This window comes from Arthrobacter liuii (assembly GCF_014639275.1).
GTDB lineage: Bacteria > Actinomycetota > Actinomycetes > Actinomycetales > Micrococcaceae > Arthrobacter > Arthrobacter liuii.
Genome location: NZ_BMFW01000003.1, coordinates 160,958 through 174,628 on the forward strand (window position 1 = coordinate 160,958; position 13,671 = coordinate 174,628).

The window sequence follows — 13,671 nt, forward strand, 5'->3', positions numbered from 1 at the left end:
GCGTGCTGTGGCCACCCAAGGTCAGCCTGCCCTTACTGGAGCCCGGGACTAAATTACGACATGATTGTGTTGTGTATTCCATGACCAACGCTACTGCTGTGCCCATGGCCGGGCCCGGTCCGTCGGCATCCAGCCCTGTGGCTGATGCGGACGAGCGCACCCGGGACCGGGTCCTTGCTGCCGTCCTGGAGCACGGGCCCGTCAGCGCGGCCGAACTGGGAGACATGCTGGGGTTCACCCCGGCGGCGGTCCGGCGCCACCTGGACCACCTTTCACGTGCCGGCGTCATCGAAGTCAAGCGGGTTGCCAAACCCGGAGCAGGTGCCGGCCGCCCCGCCCGCCGCTACGTCCTTAGTTCCCAGGGCCAGTCGAGCCTGGGCAATGACTACTTGGACATCGCCGCCCTTGCTCTCCAGCAGCTGCAAAAATTGGCCGGACCCGATGCCGTGCGCGCTTTTGCCGAGGAGCGGTTCGCCGACATGGAGCGGCGCTACGCACCTGAAATTGAACAAGCCGGGGCTGATGTCCGGGACAGGGCCACCGCACTCGCCGCCGCCCTGAGCCGCGATAACTTCGTGGCCTCCGCCGCCTCCATCGAAGCGAAGGCACCCCTGCCCGCGGCGCTCTCCAGTGTCCAGCTCTGCCAGGGCCACTGCCCCATCCAGCAGCTCGCCGCCCGCTTCCCGGTGTTCTGCGACGTGGAAACCGAAGTCTTCTCAAGGCTGGTGGGAGTTGACGTACGCCGGCTCTCCACCCTGGCGCGCGGCGGCCACGTCTGCACCACCCACATACCAACAGGCAGGCTGTCTGCCAAACCGGCCACGATGCCGGCCGCAGCCCCCGCCAGCCTGGACGAAGTAACCAACCATCAGCAAGAAAGGCCGTGATGACGGACCAACTATCAGAGAAAGCAGTAGCCGAAAACACTGTGATCTCGGAGATTCTGGAAAAGAATCCCGAGCTCCACGGCATCGGCAACTACGAGTACGGCTGGGCCGACAAGAACGACGTCGGCGCCAATGCACGGCGTGGTCTCGATGAAGAGGTAGTCCGGGACATTTCGGCCAAGAAGAGCGAACCCGAGTGGATGCTTGACCTGCGCCTGAAGGGCCTGAAGTACTTCGACCGCAAGCCCATGCCCACGTGGGGTGCAGACCTCTCCGGCATTGACTTCGACAACATCAAGTACTTTGTCCGCTCCACCGAGAAGCAGGCGGCCACCTGGGAAGACCTGCCCGAGGACATCCGGAACACCTACGAAAAGCTGGGCATCCCGGAAGCTGAGCGCAGCCGCCTGGTTTCCGGCGTCGCAGCCCAGTACGAGTCCGAGGTTGTCTACCACCAGATCCGCGAGGACCTCGAAGCCCAGGGCGTCATTTTCCTGGACACCGACACCGCGCTGAAGGAACACCCGGAGATCTTCCAGGAGTACTTCGGGACCGTCATCCCGGTGGGCGACAACAAGTTCGCCTCGCTGAACACCTCTGTCTGGTCCGGCGGCTCCTTCGTGTACGTCCCCAAGGGCGTCCACGTGGACATCCCGCTGCAGGCATACTTCCGGATCAACACGGAAAACATGGGCCAGTTCGAGCGCACCCTGATCATTGCCGATGAGGACTCCTACGTCCACTACATCGAAGGCTGCACCGCCCCGATCTACACTTCGGACTCGCTGCACTCCGCCGTCGTGGAGATCATCGTCAAAAAGGGTGCCCGCGTCCGGTACACCACCATCCAGAACTGGTCCAACAACGTGTACAACCTGGTGACCAAGCGCGCTGTCTGCGAAGCGGGCGCCACCATGGAGTGGGTCGACGGCAACATCGGTTCCAAGGTGACCATGAAGTACCCGGCTGTGTACCTGGTTGGTGAGCACGCCAAGGGCGAAACCCTGTCCATCGCTTTCGCGGGCGAAGGCCAGCACCAGGACACCGGCTCCAAGATGGTCCACATCGCGCCGAACACCAAGAGCTCCATCATCTCCAAGTCCGTTGCCCGCGGCGGCGGCCGCGCAGCCTACCGGGGCCTGGTTCAGGTCCGCGAAGGCGCCAAGCACTCGGCCAACACCGTGCGCTGCGACGCGCTGCTGGTGGACACCATCTCCCGGTCCGACACCTACCCGTACATCGACATCCGCGAGGACGATGTGCAGCTGGGACACGAGGCAACGGTTTCCCGCGTCAGCGAGGAGCAGCTGTTCTACCTCATGTCCCGCGGCATGCCCGAGGACGAGGCCATGGCCATGATCGTGCGCGGCTTCATCGAGCCGATCGCCCGCGAACTACCCATGGAATACGCCCTCGAGCTGAACCGCCTCATCGAACTCCAGATGGAAGGATCCGTCGGTTAATGACTGCCGAAGCAACTACCGAAAAGGCGCGCATCGGCGCACCGTCGATCGCAGGCTTCACCGAGGAGGGCGAGCACCTCGTCGCCTCCAAGGTTGACCGCCACCACAGCCACGGCACGCAGGTCATGGCCTCCCGGGCCGAGCGCCTCACCAGCCATGACGTGGCCGACTTCGCCCTGCCCAACGGCCGGGAAGAAGAATGGCGCTTCACCCCGGTGCGCGAACTGGCCAACCTTCTGTCGGACTCTCCGTCGGAGGCAGGAGCGCTGGGCGTTACCGTCGAGGCCCCCGCAGCCGTAGTGCAGCGGACGCTCCGTGCCGGCGAGGCCCCCCGTGGTGCCACGCTGATCCCGGCCGACCGTGCCGCCGTCGTGGCTTCCGCCAACACGGAGGCAGCCCAGCTGATCTCCATCCCGGCCAACGCGGAGCTGGACGCCCCGGTGCGCCTGGTCCTCACCGGCAACGGCGCGGACCGCCGCACCAATTCCCACCTGGTGATCGAGGCAGGGGCAAACAGCCGCGGCGTTGTCATCATCGAACATGACGGCACTGCCGACCACAACGGCAACGTTGAGGTCCTGGTCCGCGAAGGCGCCCACCTCACGGTTGTTTCCCTGCAGCTGTGGGAGGACGACGCCAAGCACCTGGCACAGCACGACGCCGAGGTTGCCAAGGACGCCGTGTACAAGCACATCGCCGTCACGCTCGGCGGAAAGATCGTCCGCCTGAACTCCAACGTCCGGTTCGCCGGAGAGGGCGCAGAGGCCGAGCTCCTGGGCCTCTACTTCGCCGATGCCGGCCAGCACCTGGAGCACCGTTCCTTCGTGGACCACAACGTGGGCAACTGCAAGTCCAACGTTCTGTACAAGGGCGCGCTGCAGGGCAAGGGTGCACACACGGTCTGGGTTGGCGACGTGCTGATCCAGAAGCAGGCCGAAGGCACTGACTCCTACGAGAAGAACCAGAACCTGGTCCTCACGGACGGCTGCCGCGCGGACTCCGTGCCCAACCTGGAAATCGAGACCGGCCTGATTGAGGGCGCGGGCCACGCCAGCGCCACCGGCCGTTTCGATGACGAACACCTGTTCTACCTGATGGCCCGAGGCATCCCCGAGGATGTTGCCCGCCGCCTGGTGGTCCGCGGCTTCCTCAACGAGATCATCCAGCAGATCAAGGTCCCGGCCCTCGAAGAGCGCCTGACCGAGGCTGTGGAACGCGAACTCGCGGCATCCGAGAACTGAAGACAGGCAGGCAGGAACGTATGAGCGGACAACACAAGGGCGAGCTGGTGTGCAGCGCCAGTGACATCCAGGTCAAGCAGGCGCTGCGGATCCTGGTCGACGGCTACCCCGTAGCCGTGGTCCGGGACTCGATGGGCGACATCCACGCCATTGGAGACACCTGCTCGCACGCAGACATCTCGCTGTCCGAAGGTGATGTGGAAGGTTGCGCCATCGAGTGCTGGGGCCACGGTTCCAAGTTCGACCTGCGCAGCGGCCAGCCACTGCAGCTCCCCGCCTACGACCCTGTTCCGGTGTTCGCCGTCGAGCTCGACGGAGACGACGTCTACGTGGACGTCACCAACGTTTTGAACGGCGCAGCAGTAAATAATTACTGAGCGCCGGCAGCACCAGACTTACGAGCGAAAAGAAAGAAGAGCATGTCAACTCTTGAGATCAAGGACCTGCACGTCAGCATTGAGACGGAACAGGGCACCAAGGAGATCCTGAAGGGCGTCAGCCTGACCATCAGGACGGGCGAAACGCACGCCATCATGGGCCCCAACGGCTCCGGCAAATCCACCCTCGCCTCCACCATTGCGGGCCACCCCCGCTACACCGTCACCAGCGGCACCATCACCCTGGACGGCGAAGACGTGCTGGCCATGAGCGTTGACCAGCGCGCCCGCGCCGGTGTCTTCCTCGCCATGCAGTACCCGGTGGAGGTGCCGGGTGTCACCATGACCAACTTCCTGCGGACCGCCAAGACCGCAATTGACGGCGAAGCACCCAAGCTGCGCACCTGGACCAAGGACGTCAAGGCCGCCATGGAGCAGCTGCGCATCGACGCCGACTTCGCCCAGCGCAACGTCAACGAAGGTTTCTCCGGCGGTGAGAAGAAGCGCGTCGAGATCCTCCAGCTGGAGCTCTTCAAGCCCAAGTTCGCCATCCTGGACGAGACCGACTCAGGCCTGGACGTTGACGCGCTGAAGATTGTGTCCGAGGGCGTCAACCGCGCCCACGCAGAAGGAAACATGGGCACGCTGCTCATCACGCACTACACGCGCATCCTGCGGTACATCAAGCCTGAATTCGTGCACGTGTTCGTGGACGGCCAGGTTGTCGAGGAGGGCGGCCCTGAGCTTGCCGACCGCCTTGAGGAAGAAGGCTACGACCGTTACGCCAAGGGCGCCGGTGCAGCCACCATCGCGGCTGACGCCGCAGTCCAGGCCTAGTTAGGACCAGTCATGACCGAAATCAAGCCGGGCCGTACGGCCCTGGAGGACGTCGAAGAGGCGCTCAAGGACGTCATCGATCCTGAGCTTGGCGTCAACGTAGTGGACCTGGGCCTTTTGTACGGCTTGAAGTACTCCGATGACGACGGCGCGCTGCTGATCGACATGACGCTCACCACCGCCGCCTGCCCGCTCACCGATGTCCTCGAGGAGCAGGTGGGCCAGGCCCTGGACGGCGTCGTTGACGAGTGGCGCCTGAACTGGGTATGGATGCCGCCATGGGGTCCCGAGCGGATCACCGACGACGGCAAGGACCAGATGCGGGCCCTCGGCTTCAACATCTAGTCGCCTTAACGTACGACGACGGCCGGTCACCTTTCCCGGGAAAGGTGACCGGCCGTCGTCGTTGGTTCATCGATTGCTGCGTAACTGCCGTTATGACCTCTCAAAACGGCAGTTAGGCAGCAATCGATGGGGTTAAAGGGTGGCGGCGGAGAACGTGTCGCACTGCTTGATGTCGCCGGACTGGTAGCCCCGGGAGAACCAGCGCTGGCGTTCCTCGCTGGAGCCGTGCGTCCAGCCTTCCGGGGAGACCCGGCCGGTGGCGGCTTTCTGGATCCGGTCATCGCCCACTGAGGCGGCCGCCGACAGGGCGTCGTTCACATCCTGCTGGGTGAGGGGTTCCAGGTAGGGCTGGCCGGTGCGGGGGTCCGGAGTGGTGGAGGCGTACTTTGCCCACAACCCTGCATAGCAGTCCGCCTGCAGTTCGGTGCGGACGGAGCCGGACTCGGGTCCCTTCGGATCCTGCTGCGCCCGCTTCAGGTCACCGAGCAGGTTTTGGATGTGGTGGCCGAATTCGTGCGCGACCACGTACTCCTGGGCCAGCGGACCGCCGGAGGACCCAAAGCGGTCCACGAGTTCCTGGAAGAAGCCGGGATCGAAGTACGCCGTGGTGTCCGTGGGGCAGTAGAAGGGCCCTACCTCGGAGGTCGCGGCTCCGCACCCGGTGTTGGTTCCGCCGCTGAAGATCACGGCTTTCGGGCGCGGATACTGCACGTTGTACTGCTTCAGGTAACCGGGCCAGAACGCATTGAGGCTGTTGACGGTGCCGGTGATCCGGCAGTCCAGCCGCTTGTCTGCGTCCGCGCCGGTGGTGCAGGCGGGCGCCGTGCCCTGGGACTGACCCGCGGTCCCGCCGTCGGTCAACCCGCCGAGCATGTTGGGATTGATCCCCAGCAGAAGCGCAACGAGGAGCACCAGGCCCCCGCCGATTCCGCCGCCGACTTTCACCCCAGTGCCCATGCCCCTTCGGTCCTGGACCTGGTTGGGATCGAGCTGAACGTTGTCATTGAAACTCATATCGTCACATTACCCGGGGGCCGCAGGCTCAATCCGTGCCGGCCGGTAAAGTTGATCCGTGCCCTTCCTCGACAAGATCCAGCGCTGGGCTGAGCAACGGCCGCACGACACCGCCGTCGTGATCGCCGGGCGGCGCCTGGACTGGGCGGAGCTGCGGGACGCTGCTGCCGGCCTCGTAGCAGAGACGAAGCCGGTCACCACCCTCGCCGAGGCCAATTCCGTGGACTTTGCGGTGAAGTTCGCGGCCGCACTGGCCGGCGGCCGCCAGTGTGCCGTCCTTGACCCATCATGGCCCGTACTCCTGCAGGAGGACATTGTCCGGCGCGTGGAGGCGTGCGCTGTCCCGGCCACGGTGTCCCCGGACGACGAGCTTGCGGATGGCCCCCCGGACTCCAGCTTCCTCATCGGCCTCACCTCAGGGACCACGTCCGTGCCCAAGGCCTTCACCCGCTCCCGGCGGTCCTGGCAACAGTCCTTTGACGCCTCCATCGGGTTCTTCGGCCTCAGCCAGGACGACGTCACCCTGGCGCCCGGCCCCCTGGCTGCGAGCCTCAACCTCTACGCCCTCGCCGAGTGCCTCTACGCGGGGTCCGAGTTCCAGACGCTCGCGGCGTTCGACGTCGGCGACGTCCACGCTGCCATCACGCACGACCGGGTCACCCGGCTGGTGCTGGTGCCCACCATGCTGCGGATGCTCAGCGAACGCGGGATGACCGGATGCGTTGATGCCTCCAGTGTGCGAACCATCATCTGCGCAGGCTCCAAGCTCGATGCCCGGACCCTTGAAGCAGCCCGGCGCTGGGCCCCCAACGCCACCATCTACGAGTACTACGGCGCCTCCGAGCTGAGTTTCGTCTCCGGCGCCGGCCTGGCGCCCGGGCAGGTTGCCGCCACGGGTGGAACGGGAATCGGCAAACCTTTTCCCGGCGTCGACGTCAGGATCCTGGACGACGCCGGGGCCCAGGTCCCAGATGACGGGTACGGCAACATCTGCGTCCGCAGCGGCATGGTGAGCAACGGCTACCTGTGGGGCGACGACGGCGAAGCGCTGCGGTCCTTCGGTTCCTGGTACACCGTGGGGGACCAGGGCTACCTTTCGGACGGGGAACTCCACATCCTGGGCCGGCGTGCCGACATGATCCTGACCGCCGGACGGAACGTCTACCCGCACGAGGTGGAACTGGCCCTGGGGGCAGTTCCCGGGGTTGCGGCAGCCGTCGCCGCCGGCATGCCGGACGACCTGCGCGGCCAGCGCGTGGTGGCCGGCGTGGTTCCATCCCACGGCGGGATAACCGCCACCCAACTGCGGGCCGGCCTGGAGGACATCCTGTCCCGGCACAAACGCCCGCTCCAGTACTACCTCCTGGCGGAACTGCCCACCACGGACCGCGGAAAGGTCAGCCGGAGCCTGCTGCTGGAGTGGATCACTGCCCGGGACCCCAGGGTGCTTTCCCTTGGGACGTGACCTCCTGCCCGGTGGGCTCCTGCCGCCGGACCGCCAGCCGGTCATCATCGCCGCACTCCGGACCCCGGTCTGCCCCGTCAACGGAGCCCTGCGGACCCTGCGGGCGCATGAACTCCTGGCACCGGTCCTGCGGGGGCTTGTCACCCAACTGGCATTGGAGCCGGCTGCCATAGAGGACGTCGTCATCGGCAACGCCGTGGGCGGCGGCGGAAATGTTGCCAGGCTCGCCTTGTTGGAGGCGGGGCTGCCGGTCACCGTCCCTGGCATCACGGTGGACCGGCAGTGTGGTTCAGGACTGGACGCAATCGTGCTCGCCGCGCGGTTCGTGGCAGCCGGCGGGGACCCGTTGTACCTGGCGGGGGGAGTGGAGAGCACCAGTACCGCGCCCCTGCGCGCCCACCGGAGGGACGACGGCGGCCCGGAGTTCTACTCCCGTGCCCAGTTTGCGCCGGCCAGCTTTGGCGATCCGGACATGGGCGTCGCCGCGGAAACGGTGGCTGCGGAATACGGCGTCGGCAGGGACCGCCAGGATGCCTTCGCACTGGCCAGCCATCGGAAAGCCCTCGAGGCGATCCGCGAGGGGCGCTTTGCAGCTGAACTCGTACCGTTGGGCACTGCCTCCGGCACAGTCTCCTCCGATGGCGGGCCGCGGGCCGGCCTTACCCCGGCTGTCATCGCACGTTTCCCGGCCGCCTTCGTACCAGGAGGAACCGTCACCGCAGGGAACTCCTGTTTCGATGCGGACGCCGCATCCGCCGTCGTCATCACCTCCCTTGAGCGCGCACGCCAACTCGGCGCGCGCGACGGCCTCCTGGTGCGTGGCACCGGAACCGCCGGTGTGGCTCCGGAAGTCCTGGGGATCGGCGCTGCCCGGGCAGCCCGGGATGTGCTGGCGGGGGCTGGTGTGTCAGCTGATGAGCTGGACCTGGTGGAGTTCAACGAGGCATTCGCGTCGCAGACACTTGCGTGCCTGGACCAGCTTGGAATTGAATCCGACCGGGCGAACCTCGATGGTGGTGCACTGGCGCTGGGGCACGCCTACGGTGCTTCGGGGGCCGTCCTGGTGACACGGTTGCTCGCCCAGGCGCGGAGGGGCCGAAACCCTGGAGCCTTGGCGCTGGCCATGATCAGCATGGCCGGCGGCATGGGCACGGCGGCGTTGCTGGAATACCGGCTGCTGGGCGCCCGCTGACCTTCCGGGCCGCCGCTTCATTCCTCTGCCTCACCCAGGCCACGGGCGGCGAGGGCTTCGCCTGTTTGGCGGGCGTAGGCCACAGACGTGATGAACACCGGCAGGACCAAAGCCCGAGGATTGCGCTCCAAGCCCCGGGCTTTGGCGGAATCGCGGACGTCGGCGAAGGTTCCGGCAATGAACGGGATGCTGCGGAGCATGATACCGATGGTCAGGGCAAAGCGTTCCGGATCGGCACCGAACCTTTTGAAGGGAGTTGCTGCTGCAGCCACTCCGTCCAGGAGCTTTTGGACCGGTGTGGTGGCGGTAAGCAGGGAGGCTGCCACCACGCAGACCAGGATGTTCAGCACGATCCGCACCGCCGTTGGCCCGCCAAGCTGCCACCACTGGAAGATCCCGATCACCAGGAGCACGGGGGCCAACGGCCGCACGGCGCCCCAAAGCCGTTTCACCCCGGCGCCGGTGACCAGGAAAAGGCCGCAGAGCACCGCGAGTACCGCGGCGGACACGCGCCAGTCCAGGATTACGAACGATGCCAGGCCGCAGGCGAATACCAGGAGGAACTTCAGCGCCAGCGGTGCGCGGTGCAGGAGGGAGTTGCCGGGCACGTAGTTGGCAAGGAGGAAGCCGTGGCCTCTCACGGCGCATCCCTTTGCGGCGCGCCGAGCCCTTGCAGGCACCACGAACGGTAGGCGGCCACAGCTTCCGCCGGGGCGCCGTCAAATGCCACTCGGCCCGCTTCGATGACCAGCACTCGGTCCATGTCCAAGGCCAGGTCCAGGTCGTGGGTGGACATGATGATCTGCTGGTCCAGGTCCGCCAGGGTCCTGCGGAGCAGTTCGCGGTTGCGCAGGTCCAGGAGGGTGGAGGGCTCATCCAGCACCAGCACCTCCGGGTTCACTGCCAGCACGGCTGCGAGCGCCATCAGCTGCCGTTCGCCGCCGGAGAGCTCATAGATGCTTTGGTCCGCCAGGTGCCGGATGCCCAGCCTTTCGAGTACTGCTTCGGCCTGGCGCCGCCGCTCGGACCCGTTCTTATGTGAACGGCGCAGGGACAGCTCGACATCCTCCCTGCCGGTGGGCATTACCAGCTGGGACAGGGGATCGGTGAAGACGAAACCAACGTTGCGCCTGACCTTCCGGACGGCACGTACTGTATCGTCGCCGTCGACCGTGACTGTACCGCTGGTGGGCTGGATGAGCCCGTTGACCAGGCGCAGGAGCGTGGACTTCCCGGAGCCGTTGGCGCCGATGACGCCGACGCGCCGTTCGGTGATCTGGAGGTTGACGGCGTCGAGAAGGGTTTTAGGCGTGGCGGAGTGGTCCGTTTCGACGGCAACCGCCACCTGGTCAAAAATCACTGCGGGCATGGCGTGCTAGGCGCTCTCGGCCGCCAGTGCACGGCGCCGCACGCGGCGCACCAGGACATCCGGGAATGCCCGGTGAAGGGCAACGGCGATGACGGCCGCGATGATGTTCTTGATGATGTCGCCCGGGTAGAAGACCAGGTCGCCCAGGAAGGCCTGCTCCAGGGAGGCCTTTGAGTTCAGGGCGATGCCCACGATGCCCAGCGAGTGCACCACCACGATGCTCGTCACCGTGGCGGAGAGGAAGAACCAGAGGGCGCGGGCCTTGGTGGTGCGTTTGATCACCACAGTGGCCAGCCATCCCACGACGAACGCGGCGATGGGGAAGGCGATGATGTACCCGGCCGAGGGACCAGCGAGGATGGCAAGGCCGCTGCGGCCCTGGCTGAAGATCGGCAGGCCGGCAAGGCCAAGGAGCGTGTAGAGTCCGACGGCGGCGAACCCGCGGGCGGGGCCAAGCACCAGTCCGGTGAGCATCACCGCCAGGGTCTGGAAGGTGATGGGGACACCGAAGCCGTTCAGTGCCAGTCCCGGCACAAGGGCGGCGCCGGCAACGAGGGCGGCAAACACGGCGATCAGCCCCAGGTCAGTGCCGTTCCAGCGGCGCACCTGCGCCCGGGTGCTGTTCTTGGTGGTCGTTTCGGCGTTGCTCATGGCGGTCCTGTCGGGGTTGTACAAGCGGAATCTAATGTACAGCCGACGCTACCGGCGTGGAACAGGGTCCATTTTGTAGGGGTTCCACTAATGCGGAGGGTTGCTGCTTTGGGCTGGGCACAATGGGTCGTCCGCGATGTCCCGTGTGGCGGACAGCGACCAAGCGAGGCGAACATGTTTGGTGATCATCCTGGCGGCACAACGATGTGCGCCAGCGCGTCTCGGTCGCCGCGGGCGTTCAACCAGGGATTTCCGCCCATTCACGCGACCGCTGCCCATCACCTGACTGTGAGTACCACGATGGTGGTTGCTGGAAGCAGGAACAGGAGTATCCGCGAGAAGTGGCTGTACCCGTTGTCGTACCGCCCGTGCATGAATGCGAGTGCGATCAGATAGACAACATTGACTACCAGCGTCATTCCGAAGAGCAAGATCAGTGCGTACGTCAGCAGCAGTCCGGCCCAGAACAGGGCCTCACCGTCCTGTCCGGAATTCAATGGCAGAACGAAATGGATCAGGAGGAGGGCCAGCAGTGACAGGATGTCCGCGGCGAGGACAGCGATCCGGAGAATACGCATCCCGGTGGACTGTCGACGCGGCCGTTGAACTTGCTCATGGATCTCTTCCACACCATCACCGCCTCCCTGATGTCATGTTGTTCATGTCGACAGGGTACACATCCGCATACTTGATGCCGCGTGCATGCTGTGAGGTCCCACTACCGGCACTCAGTGGAGTTCGTTCTCGGGCGTTCGGATCCACTGACCCCGGGGGTGCTGGGTTGGTAATCTGTGGCACATGCCCATCAAACTCGAGAACGTTGGCATCGCCGTCCGCGACCTGGAGGCGACCATCGCCTTCTTCACGGACCTGGGGCTCACTGTCCTGGGCCGGCAGACAGTCAGCGGAGACTGGGCCGACACTGCCGTGGGCCTTGACGGCAACCACGCCAAAATAGCCATGCTCCAGACGCCGGACGGCCACGGACGGCTCGAGCTCTTTGAGTACATCCACCCCGATGCGATCGAGACAAAGCCCACCCTTCCGAACGAAATCGGCATGCACCGCGTCGCCTTCTCGGTGGACAACATCGAGGATGCACTGGAGATCGCCGCGAGGCACGGCTGCCATCCCTTGCGGGGCGTGGCCACATACGCCGACGTGTACAAGCTCACCTACGTCCGGGGGCCCAGCGGCATCATTGTGATGCTCGCCGAGGAACTGAAGAAGGGCTGACCGCGCGCTGCAATATACTCCGAACATGCCCATCACGCACCCACCCACCCATGCCCAACTGTCCAGTCACGAGCTGCGCGCGGGTCAACTGTGAGCGGCGGCCTCGTTGCCCTGCTGGATGACGTGGCAGCCCTGGCCCGCATCGCTGCAGCCTCGGTGGACGACGTCGCAGCCGGCGCAGCAAAGGCGGGGGCCAAGGCCGCCGGCGTCGTGGTCGATGACGCGGCCGTCACCCCGCAGTATGTGTCAGGGGCAGACCCGTCCCGCGAACTGCCGATGATCAGGCGGATCTTCTGGGGCTCCATCCGGAACAAACTCCTCATCATCCTCCCGGCACTGCTGCTCATCAGCGCCTTCATCCCGGGCGTCATCCCGTTCATCCTCATGCTGGGCGGCACCTACCTCTGCTACGAGGGCGCCGAAAAGGTCTGGCACAGGCTTCGCGGCGGCCACCATGAAGCTGAAGAAGCGCCGGCAGTGGAACGCGGACCCGAGGCAGAAGCCAAGGTTGTCAAAGGCGCCATCACCACCGACTTCATCCTGTCCTGCGAAATTATGGTCATCTCCATGAACGAGGTGGCTGCGGAGTCCATCTGGATCCGCGCGTTCATCCTGGTCCTGGTAGCATTCGCAATCACCGTGCTCGTGTACGGGGCCGTCGCGCTCATCGTCAAAATGGACGACATCGGACTGCACCTGACCGCCAGGGACTCTCCTGGCTCCAGGCGCTTCGGCGAACTCCTGGTTAAGGGCATGCCTGCCGTGCTGGCGACCATCACCTTCGTGGGAACCATCGCAATGCTGTGGGTGGGCGGCCACATCATGCTGCAGGGGGCGCATGACCTTGGATGGCACGCACCGTATGACCTCGTCCACGCTATTGAGCACCCGGCAACAGGGGTCCCGGTTGCCGGTGGCTTCCTGGCCTGGCTCATCAACACCCTGTGCTCGGCAATCCTTGGCCTCATCTGGGGTCTCGCCGTCATGGCGGTCGTCGGACCGCTGCTGAAGGTACTGCCGTTCGGCAAAGCGAGGGGCGGCCACGACGAGGGCGCTGTTCGGGCCGCGGCCGGCATTCACCCGACGGAGAAACCCTAAAACGCGTAGCGGATACGGCAGACAGCAAGCTGCGCCTTGGCGGCGGGCGTCAGGGTTGCGTCAAGCTGGCGCAGCAGTTCCTCCCAGTCAGGCAGCCAGGTGTCTGTGATGATGACGGGGGAGAAGTTCACATGGACCTCATAGCCGGCAGTTCGCGGAAAAGCGTGACGAGCTCCTCTACGTTGTGGCTGATCAGAGCGTCCACTGAACAATCACTGTTTCGCCGATGTCGTAAACCCAGAGCTCCGGGTCGCACTGGTTGGGCTCCAGCTTCAGCCCTTGGCGGGTGGCGTGCCGCTCGATCGCCTTGCCGGTCTGGCCGATGTTGGCGAACACGGTCACCGGGTTGCTGTAGCCCTACTGGCGCGGTACGTAGCAGTAGGCGCACGCCATGGCGCACCCGTTGGCTGTGGAAGGGGCAATGAAGTCCGCCGACCTGCCGTTTGGCTTGACGGTCAGTGCCTTCTTGACGCCCAGGACCAGCGCGGCACATTGG

General features: G+C 65.4%; 17 protein-coding genes. 10 read left to right on the forward strand and 7 right to left on the reverse strand.

The genetic code is table 11. The annotated features are described in order from the left end of the window. Positions 1 to 80: 80 nt before the first annotated feature. The 6 genes from IEW19_RS04640 to IEW19_RS04665 are packed head-to-tail and all read left to right on the forward strand — an operon-like array spanning position 81 to position 5,150. On the forward strand, positions 81 to 887 hold the full coding sequence (locus tag IEW19_RS04640; RefSeq protein WP_373283562.1) for a helix-turn-helix transcriptional regulator: 807 nt from the start codon (positions 81 to 83) through the stop codon (positions 885 to 887). Beyond that, positions 887 to 2,350 (forward strand): Fe-S cluster assembly protein SufB, encoded by a 1,464-nt coding sequence (gene sufB / locus IEW19_RS04645; protein WP_110543080.1) that lies wholly within the window; start codon positions 887 to 889, stop codon positions 2,348 to 2,350. The genes IEW19_RS04640 and sufB overlap by 1 nt, the downstream gene beginning before the upstream one ends. Then, positions 2,350 to 3,591, forward strand: a complete 1,242-nt coding sequence (sufD, locus tag IEW19_RS04650) for a Fe-S cluster assembly protein SufD (RefSeq protein WP_188570516.1) — start codon at positions 2,350 to 2,352, stop codon at positions 3,589 to 3,591. Before sufB ends, sufD begins: the two co-directional genes overlap by 1 nt. Positions 3,592 to 3,611: 20 nt before the next feature. Next, the gene (locus IEW19_RS04655; protein ID WP_188570517.1) at positions 3,612 to 3,968 is read left to right on the forward strand and encodes a non-heme iron oxygenase ferredoxin subunit; all 357 of its coding nucleotides are present in this window, start codon (positions 3,612 to 3,614) and stop codon (positions 3,966 to 3,968) included. A gap of 42 nt (positions 3,969 to 4,010) precedes the next feature. After that, positions 4,011 to 4,805, forward strand: coding sequence for a Fe-S cluster assembly ATPase SufC (gene sufC / locus IEW19_RS04660; RefSeq protein ID WP_188570518.1), 795 nt, complete (start codon positions 4,011 to 4,013; stop codon positions 4,803 to 4,805). Between the two features lie 12 nt (positions 4,806 to 4,817). Continuing rightward, on the forward strand, positions 4,818 to 5,150 hold the full coding sequence (locus IEW19_RS04665; RefSeq protein ID WP_188570519.1) for a metal-sulfur cluster assembly factor: 333 nt from the start codon (positions 4,818 to 4,820) through the stop codon (positions 5,148 to 5,150). 132 nt (positions 5,151 to 5,282) lie between these two features. On the opposite strand, the gene ypfJ is transcribed toward IEW19_RS04665, so the two are convergent. Further along, entirely contained in the window at positions 5,283 to 6,164 is an 882-nt protein-coding gene (gene ypfJ / locus IEW19_RS04670; RefSeq protein WP_188570520.1) for a KPN_02809 family neutral zinc metallopeptidase, read from the reverse strand. A 58-nt stretch (positions 6,165 to 6,222) separates the two neighbouring features. Between ypfJ and IEW19_RS04675 the strand changes: the two genes are divergently transcribed. Both IEW19_RS04675 and IEW19_RS04680 read left to right on the forward strand, forming a co-directional pair. Beyond that, positions 6,223 to 7,629, forward strand: coding sequence for a class I adenylate-forming enzyme family protein (locus IEW19_RS04675; protein WP_188570521.1), 1,407 nt, complete (start codon positions 6,223 to 6,225; stop codon positions 7,627 to 7,629). 4 nt (positions 7,630 to 7,633) lie between these two features. Beyond that, on the forward strand, positions 7,634 to 8,821 hold the full coding sequence (locus IEW19_RS04680; protein WP_188570727.1) for a thiolase family protein: 1,188 nt from the start codon (positions 7,634 to 7,636) through the stop codon (positions 8,819 to 8,821). Between the two features lie 17 nt (positions 8,822 to 8,838). On the opposite strand, the gene IEW19_RS04685 is transcribed toward IEW19_RS04680, so the two are convergent. The 4 genes from IEW19_RS04685 to IEW19_RS04700 all read right to left on the reverse strand — a co-directional run bounded on the left by IEW19_RS04685 (position 8,839) and on the right by IEW19_RS04700 (position 11,419). Further along, the gene (locus IEW19_RS04685; protein ID WP_188570522.1) at positions 8,839 to 9,462 is read right to left on the reverse strand and encodes an energy-coupling factor transporter transmembrane component T family protein; all 624 of its coding nucleotides are present in this window, start codon (positions 9,460 to 9,462) and stop codon (positions 8,839 to 8,841) included. Further along, a complete protein-coding gene (locus IEW19_RS04690; RefSeq protein WP_188570523.1) occupies positions 9,459 to 10,190 on the reverse strand; it encodes an energy-coupling factor ABC transporter ATP-binding protein in 732 nt (243 codons plus the stop codon). The genes IEW19_RS04685 and IEW19_RS04690 overlap by 4 nt, the downstream gene beginning before the upstream one ends. 6 nt (positions 10,191 to 10,196) lie before the next feature. Then, a complete protein-coding gene (locus IEW19_RS04695; RefSeq protein ID WP_188570524.1) occupies positions 10,197 to 10,841 on the reverse strand; it encodes a biotin transporter BioY in 645 nt (214 codons plus the stop codon). Between the two features lie 278 nt (positions 10,842 to 11,119). After that, entirely contained in the window at positions 11,120 to 11,419 is a 300-nt protein-coding gene (locus IEW19_RS04700) for a hypothetical protein (protein WP_188570525.1), read from the reverse strand. A 220-nt stretch (positions 11,420 to 11,639) separates the two neighbouring features. Between IEW19_RS04700 and IEW19_RS04705 the strand changes: the two genes are divergently transcribed. Continuing rightward, positions 11,640 to 12,077 (forward strand): VOC family protein, encoded by a 438-nt coding sequence (locus IEW19_RS04705; RefSeq protein ID WP_188570526.1) that lies wholly within the window; start codon positions 11,640 to 11,642, stop codon positions 12,075 to 12,077. A 90-nt stretch (positions 12,078 to 12,167) separates the two neighbouring features. Continuing rightward, positions 12,168 to 13,175 carry a DUF808 domain-containing protein gene (locus tag IEW19_RS04710; RefSeq protein ID WP_188570527.1) on the forward strand — a complete coding sequence of 336 codons (1,008 nt, stop codon included), beginning with the start codon at positions 12,168 to 12,170 and terminating at the stop codon, positions 13,173 to 13,175. Here IEW19_RS04710 and IEW19_RS23895 read toward each other — a convergent pair. Both IEW19_RS23895 and IEW19_RS23390 read right to left on the reverse strand, forming a co-directional pair. After that, a complete protein-coding gene (locus IEW19_RS23895) occupies positions 13,172 to 13,306 on the reverse strand; it encodes a hypothetical protein (protein ID WP_268236235.1) in 135 nt (44 codons plus the stop codon). The two genes, IEW19_RS04710 and IEW19_RS23895, sit on opposite strands and share 4 nt — an antisense overlap. 61 nt (positions 13,307 to 13,367) lie before the next feature. After that, positions 13,368 to 13,517: a hypothetical protein gene (locus tag IEW19_RS23390; protein WP_229748339.1), complete on the reverse strand. Its 150-nt coding sequence runs from the start codon at positions 13,515 to 13,517 to the stop codon at positions 13,368 to 13,370. Between the last annotated feature and the right edge of the window lie 154 nt (positions 13,518 to 13,671).

Bases quoted from the DNA above. Each gene is read 5' to 3' on its own strand.
- IEW19_RS04655 (WP_188570517.1), top strand. From the start codon at position 3,612: ATGAGCGGACAACACAAGGGCGAGCTGGTGTGCAGCGCCAGTGACATC.
- IEW19_RS04700 (WP_188570525.1), bottom strand. From the start codon at position 11,419: ATGCGTATTCTCCGGATCGCTGTCCTCGCCGCGGACATCCTGTCACTG.
- IEW19_RS04705 (WP_188570526.1), top strand. From the start codon at position 11,640: ATGCCCATCAAACTCGAGAACGTTGGCATCGCCGTCCGCGACCTGGAG.
- ypfJ (WP_188570520.1), bottom strand. From the start codon at position 6,164: ATGAGTTTCAATGACAACGTTCAGCTCGATCCCAACCAGGTCCAGGAC.
- sufD (WP_188570516.1), top strand. From the start codon at position 2,350: ATGACTGCCGAAGCAACTACCGAAAAGGCGCGCATCGGCGCACCGTCG.
- sufB (WP_110543080.1), top strand. From the start codon at position 887: ATGACGGACCAACTATCAGAGAAAGCAGTAGCCGAAAACACTGTGATC.
- IEW19_RS04695 (WP_188570524.1), bottom strand. From the start codon at position 10,841: ATGAGCAACGCCGAAACGACCACCAAGAACAGCACCCGGGCGCAGGTG.
- sufC (WP_188570518.1), top strand. From the start codon at position 4,011: ATGTCAACTCTTGAGATCAAGGACCTGCACGTCAGCATTGAGACGGAA.
- IEW19_RS04665 (WP_188570519.1), top strand. From the start codon at position 4,818: ATGACCGAAATCAAGCCGGGCCGTACGGCCCTGGAGGACGTCGAAGAG.
- IEW19_RS04690 (WP_188570523.1), bottom strand. From the start codon at position 10,190: ATGCCCGCAGTGATTTTTGACCAGGTGGCGGTTGCCGTCGAAACGGAC.
- IEW19_RS04640 (WP_373283562.1), top strand. From the start codon at position 81: ATGACCAACGCTACTGCTGTGCCCATGGCCGGGCCCGGTCCGTCGGCA.